General features: G+C 65.8%; 14 protein-coding genes. 9 read left to right on the top strand and 5 right to left on the bottom strand.

The features are described from left to right. Window positions 1–376: 376 nt before the first annotated feature. From FGF80_RS16740 to FGF80_RS16730, 3 genes are all read left to right on the top strand, one after another. Window positions 377–2,098: a nitrite/sulfite reductase gene (locus FGF80_RS16740; protein WP_138655269.1), complete on the top strand. Its 1,722-nt coding sequence runs from the start codon at window positions 377–379 to the stop codon at window positions 2,096–2,098. Further along, window positions 2,088–3,740, top strand: a complete 1,653-nt coding sequence (locus FGF80_RS16735; RefSeq protein ID WP_138655267.1) for a Coenzyme F420 hydrogenase/dehydrogenase, beta subunit C-terminal domain — start codon at window positions 2,088–2,090, stop codon at window positions 3,738–3,740. The genes FGF80_RS16740 and FGF80_RS16735 overlap by 11 nt, the downstream gene beginning before the upstream one ends. A gap of 686 nt (window positions 3,741–4,426) precedes the next feature. Next, window positions 4,427–5,032 (top strand): GNAT family N-acetyltransferase, encoded by a 606-nt coding sequence (locus FGF80_RS16730; protein WP_006184863.1) that lies wholly within the window; start codon window positions 4,427–4,429, stop codon window positions 5,030–5,032. Between the two features lie 17 nt (window positions 5,033–5,049). Here the strand turns inward: FGF80_RS16730 and FGF80_RS16725 are convergent, their stop codons facing one another. Then, entirely contained in the window at window positions 5,050–5,739 is a 690-nt protein-coding gene (locus FGF80_RS16725) for a haloacid dehalogenase type II (RefSeq protein ID WP_006184862.1), read from the bottom strand. Window positions 5,740–5,863: 124 nt separating this feature from the next. Here FGF80_RS16725 and thiE point away from each other — a divergent pair, with 124 nt between their 5' ends. The 3 genes from thiE (at window position 5,864) to FGF80_RS16710 (ending at window position 7,724) form a co-directional block, all read left to right on the top strand. After that, window positions 5,864–6,529, top strand: a complete 666-nt coding sequence (thiE, locus tag FGF80_RS16720; protein WP_138655265.1) for a thiamine phosphate synthase — start codon at window positions 5,864–5,866, stop codon at window positions 6,527–6,529. Continuing rightward, complete coding sequence (gene thiM / locus FGF80_RS16715; RefSeq protein ID WP_006184860.1) at window positions 6,526–7,356, top strand: hydroxyethylthiazole kinase; 831 nt, start codon at window positions 6,526–6,528, stop codon at window positions 7,354–7,356. Before thiE ends, thiM begins: the two co-directional genes overlap by 4 nt. Window positions 7,357–7,451: 95 nt before the next feature. Next, the gene (locus FGF80_RS16710) at window positions 7,452–7,724 is read left to right on the top strand and encodes a DUF7553 family protein (RefSeq protein ID WP_006184859.1); all 273 of its coding nucleotides are present in this window, start codon (window positions 7,452–7,454) and stop codon (window positions 7,722–7,724) included. Between the two features lie 149 nt (window positions 7,725–7,873). Here FGF80_RS16710 and FGF80_RS16705 read toward each other — a convergent pair whose 3' ends face one another. Beyond that, on the bottom strand, window positions 7,874–8,509 hold the full coding sequence (locus FGF80_RS16705) for a ferritin family protein (RefSeq protein ID WP_138655263.1): 636 nt from the start codon (window positions 8,507–8,509) through the stop codon (window positions 7,874–7,876). Between the two features lie 161 nt (window positions 8,510–8,670). On the opposite strand from FGF80_RS16705, the gene FGF80_RS16700 reads away from it, so the two are divergent. After that, window positions 8,671–9,888, top strand: a complete 1,218-nt coding sequence (locus FGF80_RS16700) for a polysaccharide deacetylase family protein (protein WP_138655261.1) — start codon at window positions 8,671–8,673, stop codon at window positions 9,886–9,888. A 236-nt stretch (window positions 9,889–10,124) separates the two neighbouring features. Here the strand turns inward: FGF80_RS16700 and FGF80_RS16695 are convergent, their stop codons facing one another. After that, entirely contained in the window at window positions 10,125–10,991 is an 867-nt protein-coding gene (locus FGF80_RS16695; RefSeq protein WP_006184856.1) for a sulfurtransferase, read from the bottom strand. 279 nt (window positions 10,992–11,270) lie between these two features. Here FGF80_RS16695 and FGF80_RS16690 point away from each other — a divergent pair, with 279 nt between their 5' ends. Beyond that, on the top strand, window positions 11,271–12,083 hold the full coding sequence (locus FGF80_RS16690; protein WP_138655259.1) for a sulfurtransferase: 813 nt from the start codon (window positions 11,271–11,273) through the stop codon (window positions 12,081–12,083). A gap of 60 nt (window positions 12,084–12,143) precedes the next feature. Here FGF80_RS16690 and FGF80_RS16685 read toward each other — a convergent pair whose 3' ends face one another. Both FGF80_RS16685 and FGF80_RS16680 read right to left on the bottom strand, forming a co-directional pair. Next, window positions 12,144–12,365 (bottom strand): type II toxin-antitoxin system HicB family antitoxin, encoded by a 222-nt coding sequence (locus tag FGF80_RS16685; protein ID WP_138655257.1) that lies wholly within the window; start codon window positions 12,363–12,365, stop codon window positions 12,144–12,146. 53 nt (window positions 12,366–12,418) lie between these two features. Beyond that, window positions 12,419–12,691 (bottom strand): ion channel, encoded by a 273-nt coding sequence (locus FGF80_RS16680; protein ID WP_238705311.1) that lies wholly within the window; start codon window positions 12,689–12,691, stop codon window positions 12,419–12,421. Here FGF80_RS16680 and FGF80_RS16675 point away from each other — a divergent pair, their 5' ends adjacent. Then, window positions 12,692–14,083, top strand: coding sequence for a signal recognition particle protein Srp54 (locus FGF80_RS16675; RefSeq protein WP_006184852.1), 1,392 nt, complete (start codon window positions 12,692–12,694; stop codon window positions 14,081–14,083). Window positions 14,084–14,095 lie beyond the last annotated feature (12 nt).

Raw genomic sequence — 14,095 nt, 5'->3', positions numbered from 1 at the left:
TCATCAAGTAGACTGCCGGTCGGGACGCGCTCGTGGGGTGGCTGCCCGTGTGGGATCACCGGCCGATTGGGGACATATGACGGGTTACACGGTACCGGGGACGATTGCCGCTATCACCGACGCGTCCGTGCTGGGAGCGATGCCGGCTGGCGCGTTGTGGCGCGCTGTCGTCGGTTTCCGTTCGGTACCGTCGACGGCGGTCGTCCGAGGGTGCAACACTTGCCGGTGAAAGCGATCCACGTCATGATTCGCCGAGTTACGCGGGTGTATAGTCGTGGGGTGGTATTACCCGCTAAACGATGGTCTGCCAAACGAACGCCCGTGCTGCGGGACGCGTCGGTACTTCTGTCGCCGGACGAACGACGAGGTGGTTCGCGTGAATACAGTCGAACAACACAAACAGGAGAAACACCCGCTGGATGTCGTCGACGATGTCTACGACTACGCCGACGCGGCACTCTCCTTCGAGGAGATCGAAGCGCGCGCCGGCGGCGGCGAGTGGGAGCGCCTGAAGTGGGCCGGCATGTACGCCCAGAAGCAGGAGGGCTACTTCATGATCCGGACCAAGGTTCCCGGCGGGAAGCTCACGCCGGAACAGGCCGAAGTCATCGGCGAGGTCACTGACGACCTCGCGGTCGCCCCCGAGGAGTACGGCGGCGAGGAACAGAACGACCTCTGGGGCGACGCCTACCTCGACATCACGACCCGACAGGACATCCAGAAACACTGGATTCGCGTCGAGGACGTGCCCGAGATGTGGGACCGGTACGACGAGGTCGGCCTGACGACGGTCCAGGGCTGCGGTGACTCCGCCCGGAACGTCCTCGGATGTCCCGCTGCCGGCCTCGACGATCACGAGTGTTTCAACGCCCAACCGGTTATCGAGGCCGTCTCGGACTTCTTCACCGAGAACCGCGAGTACGCCAACCTCCCCCGGAAGTTCAAGATCACGATCACCGGCTGCGCCCACGACTGTGCCCAGTCCCAGATCAACGACGTCGGGCTCGTTCCCGCGAAAAAGGAGATCGATGTCTCCGGCGAAGCCGGAGGCTCGTCGGACTCGTCCGACGATGGCCAGCAGCTCTACGGCTTCCACGCCCGCGTCGGTGGCGGTCTCTCCGACGGCCCGCGGATGGGATCGGAACTCGATGTCTTCATCAAGCCCGAGGACGCCGTCGAGTTCTGCCGCGCCGTCGCCCAGACGTTCAAAGAACTCGGCGACCGCAACAACCGCGGCGTCTGTCGCATGCGGTATCTCGTCGAGCAGTTGGGGGCCGAGACGTTCGAGGAAGCCGTTCGTGACCGCTGTACGGTCGACCTGCCGACCGGCGGCCAGAACCTGACCGTCGGCTACCAGGGCGACCACGTCGGCGTCCACGAACAGAAACAGGACGGACTCAACTACGTCGGCTTCAACGTCATCGCCGGCCGCATGGGCGGCGACGAGTTCGCCGCAGCCGCCCGCGCCGCCGAGAAGTACGGCACCGAGGACGCCTCCGTTCGCCTCGCAACCGACCAGAACTTCCTCATCACCCACATCCCCGACGAGAACGTCGACGACCTGCTGGCGGAACCGTTCGCACAGGAGTACAGCCCCGATCCCGGGCCGTTCTCGCGGGGCGCGGTCGGCTGTACGGGTAACGAGTTCTGTAACTACGCCATCATCGAGACGAAAAAGCGGACCAAGCGCTGGGCTCGCGAACTCGACGACCGCATCGACGTGCCCGACGATATCGAGGCCATACGGATGCACATGTCCGGCTGTTCCGCGTCGTGTGCCCAGCCACAGATCGCCGACATCGGCTTCCGGGGCGAGACCGTCAAACTCGAGGACGAGGACGACATCGTCGAGGGAATGGACTTCGGCCTCGGCGGCTCGCTCGGTGCCGACAACGAGTTCCTCGACTGGGTCGAGAGCGCCGTCCCCGCCGACGCCGTGATCCCGGCCTTAGAGCAACTGTTCGAGGCCTACTCCGCCGACCGCGACGAGGGCGAGACGTTCTACGAGTGGTGTCGGGGCGTCGACAACGAGCAACTCCGGACGATCATGCAAGGGGCCGACGCGCCGGTCGCACGGGGTGTTGCCCATGGGGACTGAGGGCGAGGACGAACGTAGTGAGTCCTCGGATCGAGCGAGCGGCGAGGACGACCGCCGATTCCCCCACGTTCCGGCCTCGGACGACGATGACGACGCTGTCGTCGTCCCCGACGCCGAGGGTAGCGCGTCCCGATCCCGGGCGAACACCGACCACGCTCGAGCGAGTGCCATCGCGACCGACGGCGGCGCGAACGCGGCGGGCGACAGTTGCTCGCCCGACACCTGCACCTGCGGCGAGAAGACCGCTGAACCGGCGGCCGAATCGACCGGCGATAAACGCGTCGCCACGGACGGAGCCGGCGCGGCCAACGTCGACGAGATGGGCGATCTCGGCGACCTCGAGTTCACCGAGCCCGCCGAGGGCGTCAGCCAGGACGTCTACGACGACGCACCCGATACGCGCGTCGGGGTTCCCGAGGGCGTCGATCTGGAGACGCCGGAGTACGCGATCCGGTCGCGAATGAACGACATCGAAACGCCCGACGAGAAGACCTGGTTCATGGAACTGGACGAGGCGGTCATCGACGAGGGTCGCTGTATCCAGTGTGGGACCTGTGTCGCCGCCTGCCCGTCGGACTCGATCGGCATCGGCGACGACGGCCACCCGGAACTGGTCAAGATGTGTACGGGCTGTTCGCTGTGTTGGGACTTCTGCCCCCGCGGCGGCATGCGCTACGAGCGCCAGTGGAAGATCACCGGCGGCGAGGACAACGTCACGGGTGCCGGCGACCCGATCACGGAGTTCTCCGCGACGGTCGAGGACGACTGGACCGACGGAGCTCAGGACGGCGGCGTCGTCACCGGTGTCCTCGCGACGCTGCTCGAGGCGGGCGAGATCGACGGCGCGCTCGTCGCCACCGAAAGCGACGAGGAGGCCTGGAAGGCCGAGAGCTATCTCGCGACGACGACCGAGGAACTCATCGCGAACGCCGGCACCGTCTATAACCAGACGATGGCGCTTGGCAACCTCGACCTCGAGCGCTGGGAACACAAGCTCCCGGACAAGTCCTGGGACGATCTCAGCATCGCGATCGTCGGCACGCCCTGTGAGATCGAGGGCATCCGCGCCCTGCAGGACTTCGAGTGGGATTATCAGGCCCAAAACGAGGGCATCCGCGCGGTCGACTACACGATCGCGCTGATGTGTACGAAGAACTTCAACTACCACAGCCTCATGGGCGAGCAGTTGGAGGCGCAACGCGGTATCTCGCCGTCGGAGATCGGCAAGATGGACGTCCTCGACGGCAAGATGATGGTCTACGACCACGACGGCGAGATGATCGTCGAGGAAGACATCGAGAACTTCCACGACGCCGCCCTCAAGGGCTGTGACGAGTGCGCCGACTTCACCGGCTTCTGTTCGGACATCACCGTCGGCTCCGTCGGCTCGAGCGACGACTACTCGAGCGTCATCATCCGCACCGAGCAGGGCATGAAGGCCTGGGAGCTGACCGAGCCGACCCTCGACTACCACGACTTAGAGGACAAATCCGCGGTCGGCAAACTCCAGGGCTGGGACAAGAAGAAGGCTTTCGAGAGCTTAGAACGGCCCTTCGATCCCGACGCGCCGCGGTTCATCGAGTACACGGACCACGCCGAGAATTACGGCACCGAGCTGAACCCCCACGACTACGGTCACTGAGCGGCTCGGACTCGAGTCCGAGTTCGGCCTCGTCAGTGATTTGCGGTCGGTCTACTGTTTCCTCGAGGGAAGTGCTGGGAGAGGACACGGTCACGCAGAGAATCCGGTGATCCGATTGCTCGGCCCAGATGCGGCCGTTCGCATTGGACTTCGTTTTGACGGCACAACTCCGATCGAAGTGCCTGGTTAGCTGAATTGTGGCGCTACTCCCCCGTCCTCAGCGAGCGTCATCAGAACGCAAAGCGTGCTGATTGGCAGTCCGGAATCACGGATTTCTGCCGACGTCCGAAGGCGCGAGCAGGGAGGGGTCGTTTTCGATGGACATCGTGTTCCGTATTGAACGCTCTCTTTACACATTCACTAAACCGCTTCTGCCTCGCATCCGTGGCAGTTGTGTCTGTCACGGGCGCTCGAGGCGATCATCGGTCGTTGTTTAAGTGCTTCTGGTCACAAGGTAGAGCTATGACGGGACGCTGTCCTCCTTGTATCTCCAAATCCGGCAGCGGCAGCGCTCGTTCTCGGTCGTCGTCGGCTACTGCTGCAAAGTCACCGGTACTGGAGCGCTGGCATCAGTTCGAGTGCCGCGACCGGTTCGAATCCCGGCACTGTAGTCGCTCGAGGGGTCCACGACGGCTCGCTCGAGCGTCTTCAGCGGACTTATTTCGATCCCATGGCAATGAGGACTGATGACAGCCGACGCTCGAATTCGAGCCGCGACTCCCGCGGATGCGGCCGCCGTTCGCGATATCTACGCTCCCTTCTGTGAATCGACGGCGGTTACTTTCGAGGAGACCGTCCCCACCGAGGCCGAGGTCGCCGACCGGATCGCGTCGACCCTCGAGCGCCATCCGTGGCTCGTCTGTGAGATCGACGGCGATGTCGTCGGGTACGCCTACGCGGGGCCGCTGCGCAAACGGCGCGCCTACGAGTGGGTCGTCGAGCTCTCGGTCTACGTCGCCGACCCGGCCCGCGGGTCCGGCGTCGGACGGGCGCTCTACGAGTCGCTGTTCGCCGTCCTCGAGCGACAGGGTATTCGTGACGCCTACGCCGTGACGACGGTCCCGAACCCCGAAACCGAACGGTTCCACGAGCGGCTGGGGTTCGAGCGCCTGGTCGACTTTCCGGCGATCGGCTACACGCAAGCCGAGTGGCAGGACGTGGCCTGGTGGCGGCGACCGCTCGCCGAGAAAACGGAGCCGCCCGAACGGCCGCGTCCGTTCCCGGCAGTTCGTGAGGACGACGACTGGGATACCCTCGTCCGAACGGGCGAGGACTCGCTCGAGTTGTCCTGACTCGAGCCGTCGGCCGATCAGCCCTCCAGTCGATCCGCCACCGCCGCGAGCCCCTCGGCGATCAGATCCGGTTCGTCGCCGAAGGGTTCCCAGGGGGTTCCCTTCCGGTCGAGCCAGACGCCCTGCATTCCCGCGTGGATCGCGCCCTGCACGTCGAACCACAGCGCCGAGACGTGGACGAGTTCGTCGAGCGGCGTCCCCGTCCGCCCGGCGGCGTGGCGGTAGAGTTCCACATCGGGTTTGAACGTCTCGAGTTCGTCCGCGCTGATGGTATCGACGAGGAGGTCGCCGATGCCGGCGTGGTCGACCATCGACTCGAGCATCTCGGGAGTGCCGTTCGAGAGGACGTACGTGTCGTAGCCGGCCTCGTGTAACCGCTCGACGCTCTCCCGGACGTCGTCGAAGACCTCGAGTTCGTGATAGACCTCGAGGATGTCCTCGCGCTCGTCGGCGGGGAGGTCGATCCCGTGAGCCGCGAGGGCGGCGGCGAGCGCGTCGCGGTTGATCTCGTAGAACGTCTCGTAGGACTCGAGGTGGTTCGCGACGAGCGTGTACTGCATCGACCGCTCGCGCCAGGTCCGGGAGACGGGGTCCGGGTCCCTGATATCGGCGTGGTCCGCCAGTGCGGCTACGGTCGCATCGACGTCGACGAGCGTGCTGTAGGAGTCGAACGTGACTGTCGTGGCACGGTCGGGATCGAACGCCATACCTTCGTTATCGCCCGGCGGACCAAGAATCTCGGCCGTTGCGTTCACTACCGAGGCGGTGAGACGATCCGCTGACGCTCCGTCGATCGAAGCCGCTTAGTGCGACTACCGATTGGTATCATCCGTGAATCCCTCGAACTGGCGGACGTACCTCGTCACGCAGGCGTCGCTGTCCGGCGATCGGTCGACGCCCGACATCGTCCGCGCGGCCATCGACGGCGGCGTCGACGCCGTGCAACTGCGCGAGAAGGGAACGAGTGCACGATCGCGGTACGAGACCGGGCTCGAGGTACGCGAGGTGACGGCCGCAGCCGATGTCGATCTGATCGTCAACGACCGCGTCGACATCGCGCGGGCGATCGATGCCGATGGCGTCCACGTCGGGCAGTCGGACCTGTCGGTCGCGGTCGCCCGCGACCTGCTCGGCACGGATGCGATCGTCGGCTGCTCGACGTCGACGGTCGCCGAGGCTCGGGAAGCGGCCGCCGCGGGGGCGGACTATCTCGGCGTCGGCGCGGTCTACGGCACCTCGTCGAAGGACGTCGATGCGGACACGGACGGGATCGGCCCGCAACGGATCGCCGACATCGCCGACGCGGTCTCGATTCCCGTCGTCGGTATCGGCGGCATCACGCCTGCCAACGCGGCTCCGGTCGTCGAGGCGGGGGCAACCGGTGTGGCGGTGATCAGTGCGATTACGACAGCCCCGGACCCGCAGGCGGCGACCGAGACGCTCGCCGCCGCCGTCGAAACGCCGAAGGAAGTCGGCCACGGAGGACGCAGCAAATGAACGGTACCGACATCGCCGCCGACGACCTCGCGGATTCGATTCGGGCGGTTCGAGAGACGGAGCCGCTCGTCCAGCACCTGACGAACACGGTGACGATCAACGACGTGGCGAACCTGACCCTTCACTGGGGCGGGCTGCCGGTGATGGCCGACTCCTTCGGTGATGCCGGCGAGATGGCCGCGGCCGCGCGTGCGGTCGTGCTCAACATCGGCCAGGTACCCGATGGCCGCGTCGAGGCCATGCACGAGGCCGGTCGGACGGCCAACGAACGCGGAATTCCGGTCGTCCTCGATCCCGTCGGTGTGGGTTCGACGCCCTCGCGCGACGCGGTCGCCGAGAGCCTCCTCTCGGAGGTCGAGTTCGCCGCGATCAAGGGCAACTACGGCGAGATCAGTGCTCTCGCCGGCGTCGAGGCCGACGTGAAAGGCGTCGAATCAATCGGCGACTACGCGGAGATCGAGGAGACGGCCCGCTCCGTCGCCGAGTCGACCGGCGCGACCGTCGTCGCCTCGGGCGTCGCGGATGTCGTTGCCGACGCCGACGGCGCGGTTCGGCTCACTGCCGGCCACGAGATGCTCGGCGAGGTCGTCGGCACGGGCTGCATGCTCGCCGCGACCATTGGAACCTTCGCCGGCGCGCTCGAGGACCCCCGTGAGGCCGCCGTTCACGGCACGCTCGCGTTCGGAATCGCGGGCGAGCGCGCGGCCGAGATGGAGCATTCGGGACCGGGGAGCTACCAGACGGCCTTCCGCGACGCCGTCTACGGTCTCACCGGCGATGTCGTCGCCGACCTCGCCATCGGGGACCGAATCGAACGGCTCCGCTAACGCCGCGGCCCCGGCCACTTGTTAGCCGGACGGTACGTCCAGCGATCCGGAACGTACTGTCACCGTTTTAGTACCCACCGGGAGAAACGTCGGCTATGGCTCGCACCGAACTCGAGAGCGCGGCCGAGTCGATCGAAGCGGCGGCGACGGCCGCATCCGACGACGAGACACGAGAACGGCTTCGGAACCAGGCGGCCAAGTTCGAGGACTACGCTACGGCCGAGCACGGTCCCGATCACGGCCAACTCGCGCGCCACGAGCACATCCTGAAGGATATCGCGGGCGACGAGGGCGGCGATGTCGCGGACGACATCGACGACGCGCTCGAGGCGATCACCGAGTTCCGATCGACGCTCGAGGGCGTCTGAGACCGCTGAGACGGTCGCTTTTTGTCGCGTCGTGGCTGCCGCGGAGCGCAGCCACCCGTCTCGACCGCTCGACCCGGAGACCTCGCCGGCACACGAACCCGACTGGCAGACGGTCGTGTCCGTGCCCTCGGACGGACCGCTGATCGTCCCTAACAGACGGGCTTCGGATTCGCGCCCATCCCCTCGAGCGTCTCGACGTACTCGTCGTAGGCGGTCTGGATCGAGCCCGTGGCGGCTTCCTTGGCGCGGTCCCAGTCCGCGTCGCTCTCACAGACCGTCTCGAGGAGGGCCGTCGCGCGCTCGAGTTGGTCGTCCAGGTCCTCGCCGAAGCCGCGGAACAGGCTCGCCGTCTGGGGGTCGGCGTCGCCGACGAAGTAGCCGACCACCTGGTCCTTCGAGCGCTGGCTTGCGAGGATGCGACCGACGAGTGCGCCGGCGCGGGAGACGGTGTCCGTCTGGTCGCGCAGGTACTCGTGGAGCGCGGGCACGTCGCCGGGCTCGTAGCCGTCGTCCGCGAGTTCGCCGTCGACGGTCTCGTAGTGGTCCTGTTCCTCCGCGGCCGTCGTTTCGAAGGCCGCGCGTGCGTCGTCGTCCGTCTCGTCGTCGGCCCACTCGCGGAACGTCTGCCAGGCGGCGTACTCGGCGTCGGCGGTGGCTTCAAGGACCGGCTCCGTCTCGATCTCGCCGCCGGTGTCGGCGTACAGCGACTTCGAGGAGCCGAGTCGCGAGAGTGCGGTCTGGTTGTCTTCGCTGACGGTGTCGACGAACGCGTCCGGATCGGTCATAGGGATCCTTCGAGCGGACTCGAGTTATGCTTATCGTGACGGCGCTCGCTGGGGACGCTCCCTGGACTCGCTGTGTCGGTCGATATGCACCAGTTACCGTTCGACCGTCCACCGCCAACAGCAGCATAACAATTACCCTACTCGAACTGTCCTCGAGCGGAATGAAACGACGAGCGTATCTGGTAACGGCCGCTGCAGCGACGCTCGGTGGCTGTTCTGCCCTGAGCGATTCGGATTCCGCCGACGAGTCGAACGAAACAGACGGCGACGACTCCGAGGACTCGTCCGACACGATCGACGAGAACCCTGGGTCGTTCGACCAGTTCGACGATCTCTCGATGTGGGAAGTGATGGACGGGGCGCTGGAACTGGACACGCAGCGAGCGTACGCCGGCGACCAGTCCGGACGCATGACGGCCGACCGGTCCCAGCAGCGAGTAATGATCAAACGCCGATTCGACTCGCCGCGGGACCTCTCGACGGAGTTTCCCGCGCTGGCCTTTGCCACCGAGGACGACATCGATCCGGTCGTCCAACTCAGCGACACCGACGGGAATCGGTTGCTCCTCCAGTGTGACCTCAGGCCCGGACTCCCCCTCGCCCACCACGACCTCGCGGTGACGGACACCCACGGCGAACCGGACCTGAGTTCGATCAAACACGTCAAGATCTCCGCCTGGGCGGGCGAGGACCGATCGGTGACGATGTGGGTGGACGACCTCCACTTCGTCTCCCGCCCGGAGACCGGCAAAGTCCTCCTCCAGTTCGAGGGCGACGAGTCCGTCTATACGCGGGCGCGACCCGTGCTCTCGGACCACGACTTCCCCGCGACGGCGTTCGTCCCCACCGACTACGTCGGTGGCAGCGGCTATCTCAGCCACAGTCATCTCGAGACCCTCCAACGCGAGGGCTGGACGATCGGCAGTCAGGGGACGACCGCTGCCGACCTCTCCGAGGCGACCGAGTCGGCCCAGCGCGACCAGATTCAGGGAGCCATCGAGTGGCTCGAGGACAACGGGTTCGACGATGGCGCGAAGTACTTCTCGTACCCGCTCAACCGCTACGACGACACGGCGATGAACGTCGTCGAAGCGAACCACGACATCGGGTTTGTCGGCGGCTACGCCGGTCACGGCAACCTGTCGAACCCCGCGCTCGCCCCTCGAACCGTCGGTCCCACCGCCGACGAGGCGCGCCGACTCCTCGACTGGACGGCCCACTTCCGGACGATCACGACGCTTACCTACCCCGACCTCTCCGGCGGGTCGCGGGAGGCGTTCGAGGAGACGGTCTCGTATCTCGCCGACCTCGAGTCCGCCGGCGAGATCGAGGTCGTCGGCCCGGACGACATCGCCTCGAACCACATCCACGAGGCGTAGCCAGCCGGACGAGCGATCCCTCTCGAGGTCGGTCCGCCGGATGGTCGGAGCCGATAGTCCGGGACTGACAGCGCTCGTCGGCCCGGTGACCCGCTCGGAAGAATCGATCTCGCTTGGAGACGGTGCAGCGTTCGGTCAGGGGAGAAGCGACTCCCTCCAGCGACTACGCTTGCTCGCGGATCACGCCGGTCTCCGCTGGCGTATTCGACCGCCTTCGCGCTGCTCGAATTCTCGCTTTAGTCGTCTGCTTTGCCCGTCTCGACCGGCGCACCGACGAGGTTGCCCCACTCGGTCCAGGAGCCGTCGTAGTTGACGGTGTCCTCGTAACCGAGCAGTTCGTGGAGCGCGAACCATGCGACCGAGGAGCGCTCGCCGATGCGGCAGTAGGCGACGGTCGTTTCGTCGCCGGTGATACCCTCCTCGGCGTAGAGTTCCTCGAGTTCCGCGCGGTCCTTGAACGTGCCGTCGTCGTTGGTCACGGCCGCCCAGGAGATGTTCTTCGCGCCGGGGATGTGGCCGCCGCGCTGGGCGGTCTCTTGCAGGCCGGAGGGCGCGAGGATCTCGCCGGAGAACTCCTCGGGCGAGCGCACGTCGACCAGCGGGACGCCGCGGTCGATCGCGTTCTCGACGTCCTCTCGGTAGGCGCGGATGCTCTCGCGCGGACCGGCGGCATCGTACTCGGTCGCCGAGAAGTCGGGCACCTCGTCCGTGGTCGGATACTCGTTCTCGAGCCAGTATTCGCGGCCACCGTCGAGCAGATAGACCTCGTCGTGACCGTAGTACGTGAACTGCCAGTAGGTGTAGGCGGCGAACCAGTTGGAGTTGTCACCGTAGAGGACGACCGTATCGTCCTCGCTGATGCCGTGGCTCCCGAGGAGGTCCTCGAAGTCCGCTTTCTCGAGGATGTCGCGCTGGGTCTGGTCCTGCAGTTGGGTTTCCCAGTTGAACCCGATCGCGCCGGGCGCGTGTTCGTCCTCGTAGGCTTCCGTGTCGACGTCGACCTCGACCAGTCGGTGGTCGGAATTGTCGTCCTGGAAGTCGTCGAGTCGGTCAGCGACCCAGTCGGCCGTGACGAGTACGTCGTTGGCGTAGTCGGTTGCCATACCCGACCCTACAATGGCATCACACAAATGAACTTCTTAACCGGATAAATCGGACACCGATCGACCCTTCCGGAAAGAATTGCCGACTCGTTCGGAGCCGATCGTAATAGCCGTCCGTACAGCGACTGTATTCGACGGGTTCGCGACGAATCGGCGATCCGTCGAACGAGACGGGGCGGGACCCTCACTAAGAACAAGCAAGCATTGCCACCGTCCCGGTAGCCGCGAATCGGGCCGAAACCGGTGCGTACTCGAGTCTCCGGTCCGAACGGCGGGGTAATGGACGACTCCGTCGTCGTTTCCCCCGACTGGCTCGCATCGCGTCTGGACGATCCCGCCGTGCGCATCGTCGACGTTAGGGACGCCTGGGAGTTCGACGGGATCGGGCATCTCCCCGGTGCGGTGAACGTCCCGTTCGACAGCTACCGCGACGAGAGCGATGTCGACCGCGGGACTCTGCCGGGTGCCGAAGCCTTCGCCGACCTGCTCGGCAACGCGGGTCTCAGCCCCGAGGACACGATCGTCGCCTACGACGACACCCACGGCGTCTTCGCCGCCCGGTTCGTGCTCACCGCGCTCGAGTACGGCCACGAGGACGTACGCCTGCTCGACGGGGACTACAGCGCCTGGAACCGGGAGTACGAAACCACGTCCGAGACGGCCGCATTCGAGCCGACCGACTACGATCCCGATCCGCTCGCGCCCGACGACAGTCCGCTGGTCGGCTACGACGCCGTCGTCGACGCCCTCGAGCGCGACGCCGTCGTCGTCGACACGCGCGAACTCGAGGAGTTCGAGGAGGCGCGTTTGCCGGGTGCCGTGCGGTTCGACTGGCGAGAGGTCGTCGACGACGAGACGCGGCGGCTGAAACCCGAGGCCGACCTCGAGGCCCTGCTGGCCGCTCACGGCATCACGCCGGACCGCGAGATCGTCCTCTACTGCAACACCGCGCGGCGGATCAGCCACACCTACGTCGTGCTCACGGCGTTGGGGTACGAGGACGTCCGCTTCTACGAGGGCAGTCTCACGGAGTGGCTCGCCAACGACGGCGAGGTCGAAACGGGGCCGGTTGCGGCGTCCGAAGGCGAGTAGCCGACGGACAGTGCACCAATGCATCCCCGAACCGAGTGCCCGGTTCGGACGGAAGTGCGTCTAGAGCCAGTCGTCGCCGGGATCGTCCGACGTGGCTTCCCTGTAGGTCTCGACCGCCTCCGCAAGGTTCTCGAGGGCTTCCGCCGGCGTCCGTCCCTGACTCGAGACGCCGGTTGCCTCGTCGTCGGCGATGTGGAGGCCGTGGTCGTTGACTCGCATGGTCACGTCCGCGTCCTCGAGCCCCTCGTACTCCGAAGGGTCGACATCTGCGTCGGAACTCATAGGCGAGGATTGGCGCGCTCGAGTCAAATACGCATCGACGCCGCCCGCCTCGCTCACAGCTCGGAGCGGTTGACCAGCGCGTAGACGAGCAAGGCGGCGAGGATCGTACTGAGATACGCCTCGGAGCCGGCGAGAAACCGGGCGAGCGCTCCCACGGGACCGATGTTGCCGTAGCCGATCGTCGTGTAACTGCTGTAGCTGAAGTAGAGGTTTTCGTAGAAGCCCGACGCCTGCGTTTCGAACAGCGGGCCGCCGCCGGTGGGGTTCCGTACGAGGCGTGGACAGTAGAAAAAGCCTTTAACGCCATCGCCCCGTAGAGTGGGCAAATGGTACTCGACGATCTCGGGAGTTCTCTGCGGGGCACCTTGGACAAGCTCCGCGGGAAGTCGCGACTCAGCGAGGAAGACATCGAGGAGATCGTCAAGGAGATCCAGCGATCGCTGCTCTCCGCCGACGTCGACGTCTCGCTCGTGATGGAACTGTCGGACAACATCAAAGAGCGAGCCTTGGAGGAGGAACCCCCTGCCGGCACGCCGGCACGGGACTTCGTCCTTCGGATCGTCTACGAGGAGTTAGTCGATCTCATCGGCGACTCGACCGAACTGCCGCTCGAGGAACAGACGATCCTGCTGGCGGGTCTGCAGGGGTCGGGGAAGACGACATCCGCCGCGAAGATGGCCTGGTGGTTCTCGACGAAGGGGTTGCGTCCGGCGGTCATCCAGACCGACACCTTCCGGCCCGGTGCCTACCAGCAGGCCGAGGAGATGGCCGGCCGCGCCGAGGTCGACTTCTACGGGAATCCGGACAACGACGATCCGGTCGAGATCGCCCGGACGGGGCTCGAAGAGACCAGCGACGCCGACGTTCACATCGTGGACACGGCGGGTCGCCACGCGTTGGAGGAGGACCTGATCGACGAGATCGAGCAGATCGAGGGCGTCGTCGAGCCCGACACGTCCCTGCTCGTCTTGGACGCCGCGATCGGGCAGGGAGCGAAAGACCAGGCCCAGCAGTTCGACGAGTCGATCGGGATCGACGGCGTCGTCATCACGAAGCTCGACGGGACGGCGAAAGGTGGCGGTGCGCTGACCGCCGTCGACCAGACTGACTCCTCGATCGCCTTCCTCGGGACCGGCGAGGAAGTCCAGGACATCGAGCGCTTCGAACCCGACGGCTTCATCTCGCGGTTGCTCGGCATGGGCGATCTCAGTCAGCTCGCCGAGCGCGTCGAGCGGGCGATGGAGGAGACCGATATCGAGGAGGACGACTGGGACCCCGAGGACATGTTGCAGGGACAGTTCACCCTGAACGACATGCAAAAGCAGATGGAGGCGATGAACAACATGGGGCCGCTCGATCAGGTGATGGACATGATCCCCGGGCTCGGCGGCGGGATCAAAGACCAACTCCCCGACGACGCGATGGACGTCACTCAGGAGCGAATGCGGACCTTTACCGTCATTATGGACTCGATGACGGAGACGGAAAAGGAGTACCCCAAGGCGATCGGCGCGAGCCAGATCGAGCGCATCGCCCGCGGTTCGGGGACCGACGAGGAACAGGTCCGGGAACTGCTCCAGCAGTACAAGATGATGGAGCGCACGATGAAGCAGTTCCAGGGCATGGGCTCCGAACAGGAGATGCAGCGCATGATGAAACAGATGCAACAGGGCGGCGGTGGCGGTGGCGGCATGGGCGGCATGGGTCCGTTCGGATAACTGCGGCCCGCC

It is taken from the genome of Natrinema pallidum (assembly GCF_005890195.1).
GTDB lineage: Archaea > Halobacteriota > Halobacteria > Halobacteriales > Natrialbaceae > Natrinema > Natrinema pallidum.
This window is presented reverse-complemented; position numbering and strand designations above follow the sequence as displayed.

What these genes read in the sequence shown, in the direction of transcription:
- FGF80_RS16730 (WP_006184863.1), top strand. Translation starts at nt 4,427, where the DNA reads ATGACAGCCGACGCTCGAATTCGAGCCGCGACTCCCGCGGATGCGGCC.
- FGF80_RS16710 (WP_006184859.1), top strand. Translation starts at nt 7,452, where the DNA reads ATGGCTCGCACCGAACTCGAGAGCGCGGCCGAGTCGATCGAAGCGGCG.
- FGF80_RS16690 (WP_138655259.1), top strand. Translation starts at nt 11,271, where the DNA reads ATGGACGACTCCGTCGTCGTTTCCCCCGACTGGCTCGCATCGCGTCTG.
- FGF80_RS16695 (WP_006184856.1), bottom strand. Translation starts at nt 10,991, where the DNA reads ATGGCAACCGACTACGCCAACGACGTACTCGTCACGGCCGACTGGGTC.
- FGF80_RS16735 (WP_138655267.1), top strand. Translation starts at nt 2,088, where the DNA reads ATGGGGACTGAGGGCGAGGACGAACGTAGTGAGTCCTCGGATCGAGCG.
- FGF80_RS16705 (WP_138655263.1), bottom strand. Translation starts at nt 8,509, where the DNA reads ATGACCGATCCGGACGCGTTCGTCGACACCGTCAGCGAAGACAACCAG.
- FGF80_RS16675 (WP_006184852.1), top strand. Translation starts at nt 12,692, where the DNA reads ATGGTACTCGACGATCTCGGGAGTTCTCTGCGGGGCACCTTGGACAAG.
- FGF80_RS16685 (WP_138655257.1), bottom strand. Translation starts at nt 12,365, where the DNA reads ATGAGTTCCGACGCAGATGTCGACCCTTCGGAGTACGAGGGGCTCGAG.
- FGF80_RS16725 (WP_006184862.1), bottom strand. Translation starts at nt 5,739, where the DNA reads ATGGCGTTCGATCCCGACCGTGCCACGACAGTCACGTTCGACTCCTAC.
- FGF80_RS16700 (WP_138655261.1), top strand. Translation starts at nt 8,671, where the DNA reads ATGAAACGACGAGCGTATCTGGTAACGGCCGCTGCAGCGACGCTCGGT.
- thiM (WP_006184860.1), top strand. Translation starts at nt 6,526, where the DNA reads ATGAACGGTACCGACATCGCCGCCGACGACCTCGCGGATTCGATTCGG.